The 709-nt window shown below is 50.5% G+C and carries 2 pseudogenes; one reads left to right on the forward strand and one right to left on the reverse strand.

The window, feature by feature from the left end:
* Positions 1–132 precede the first annotated feature (132 nt).
* Positions 133–543, forward strand: a pseudogene (locus tag ROE7235_RS19790) (type I restriction enzyme subunit R domain-containing protein); the annotation flags it as partial.
* Here ROE7235_RS19790 and ROE7235_RS19795 read toward each other — a convergent pair.
* A pseudogene (locus tag ROE7235_RS19795) lies at positions 509–709 on the reverse strand (IS630 family transposase); the annotation flags it as partial. The pseudogenes ROE7235_RS19790 and ROE7235_RS19795 overlap by 35 nt on opposite strands.

Below are 709 nucleotides of genomic sequence, written 5' to 3' on the forward strand. Positions count from 1 at the left end.
TGATCAGAGCTTGAAGCTCAGCACGGTCGGCGGGGCCAAGGTAAAGGCAAATGTCATTGCGTCTCATGTCCCGAATATAGCACATCAGGCCCTCAATGGGAATCCTGTGTCAGGTGGGGAACACTAGAGCGCTACATTGGCGATTACAACGCGATGTTTGGCACCAACTACTCGACGAAGGACAGCAAACTTTTCTACGCCTATTACAAGGATATCGGGAAGCGCGTGAAAAACCGCGAGGTCGACATCCTGCTGGTAGTGAACATGTTTCTCACCGGCTTTGATAGCAAGGCGCTAAACACCATCTACGTGGACAAGAACCTTAAACACCACGGGTTGGTGCAAGCCTTTTCACGCACGAACCGAACTATGGGGGCAAAGAAGTCTCAGGGAAACGTGGTGGCATTCCGCAATCTCAAGCCCGCGACCGATAAAGCCATTGAACTCTTTGCCAACAAGGACGCCCAGGAAGACATTATTCTCGCGCCTTATGAGGATTATACTTCTTCTACTCCAAAACCCGAAAGTTCTCGTGTGTTATGACGCGGAAGTTATCTGACACCTTGTCGCGGAATTTCTTCCATTCCTGCGGGATGGTCTCACGCATGAATGCAAGGATGGCGTCGGCGAATTGCTTCTGACTTCGGTAGTAGCGATTGTGGGTGACATAATGGTGCAAGACCGCCCAAAGACGTTCAATTGGATTGAG

The sequence above is a fragment of the Roseinatronobacter ekhonensis genome, from assembly GCF_900499075.1.
GTDB lineage: Bacteria > Pseudomonadota > Alphaproteobacteria > Rhodobacterales > Rhodobacteraceae > Roseinatronobacter > Roseinatronobacter ekhonensis.